The 1,069-nt window shown below is 69.0% G+C and carries 2 protein-coding genes; both read right to left on the bottom strand.

Annotation, left to right across the window (positions count from 1 at the left end):
* Positions 1-62: 62 nt before the first annotated feature.
* Positions 63-725, bottom strand: a complete 663-nt coding sequence (locus D180_RS21960; RefSeq protein ID WP_010342993.1) for a phosphoribosylanthranilate isomerase — start codon at positions 723-725, stop codon at positions 63-65.
* A partial coding sequence (locus D180_RS21955; protein ID WP_017914470.1) for a tRNA pseudouridine synthase A occupies positions 722-1,069 on the bottom strand: 348 nt, incomplete at its 5' end. The genes D180_RS21960 and D180_RS21955, both read right to left, overlap by 4 nt.

Below are 1,069 nucleotides of genomic sequence, written 5' to 3'. Positions count from 1 at the left end.
GCCGGGGCCGGCCCGGACCCGGCAGCGGGCTGCTCCCGGCGGCGCGTGCCAGCCGGCAGCGCTCAGCAGTTGGTGTTCAACTCGTGGCAGTCGGCGCGGCGCACTTCCTCGACGAACTTGCGCATCTTGTGGCCGTCCTTGATCCCGGGCTGGCTCTCGATGCCGCTGGATACGTCCACGCCCCACGGCAGGGTGCCGATGATCGCGTCGAACACGTTGTCGCCATTGATGCCGCCGGCGAGCAGGAACGGCCGGTGCAGGCCGGTCGGCAGCCGCGACCAGTCGAAGGTCTTGCCCGAACCGCCGCTTTCGCCGGGCGCGTGGCTGTCGAACAGGAAGCCGGCCGCGTTCGGATACTGCAGCTGCAGGGTGCGCGCATTCACCTCGCCGCCGCCCATCGGCACCGCCTTCAGGTACGGCAGGTTGAAGCTGCGACAGAAGCCGTCGTCCTCGTCGCCATGGAACTGCAGCAGGGTCGGACGCACCGTGCGCAGCACCTCGCGCACCTCGTCCTTGGGGTTGTCGCGGAACAGCGCCACCACGTCCACCATCGGCGCGGCGGCCTGGCGCATGGCCCGCGCCTCGGCCGGCGCCACTCGCCGCGGGCTGCCATGGGCGAACACGAACCCGATCGAATCCACGCCCAACTCGCCTGCCAGGCGGATGTCGCCGGCGCGGGTCATGCCGCAGAACTTGATGCGGGTGCGATACAGCGTGCGATTCATAGCGTGACCTCGTCCGGAAGCGTCCAGTGGGCGGGATAGAGGGGACCGACGAACACCAGGCCCTGCGGCGGTGCCGTCGGACCAGCGACGCGACGGTCGCGTCCCGCGAGCAGTTCGCCAATCCAGGACACCGGCTTTTCGCCCGTTCCCACCATGACAAGGGAACCAACGATATTGCGCACCATGTGATGAAGGAATGCATTGGCCTGGACCTGGATCTCGACCAGCTCGCCGCTGCGGCTCACCACGATCGACTGCAGTTCGCGCCGCGCGTGCAGCGCCTGGCACTGCACGCTGCGGAAAGCACTGAAATCCTGCTCGCCCAGCAGCGCCTGCGCCGCCGC

Source organism: Xanthomonas sp. SHU 166 (assembly GCF_000364685.1).
GTDB classification, from domain to species: domain Bacteria; phylum Pseudomonadota; class Gammaproteobacteria; order Xanthomonadales; family Xanthomonadaceae; genus Xanthomonas_A; species Xanthomonas_A sontii.
Note: the sequence above shows the minus strand (reverse complement) of the source record. Positions and strands in the feature narration are given on the sequence as shown.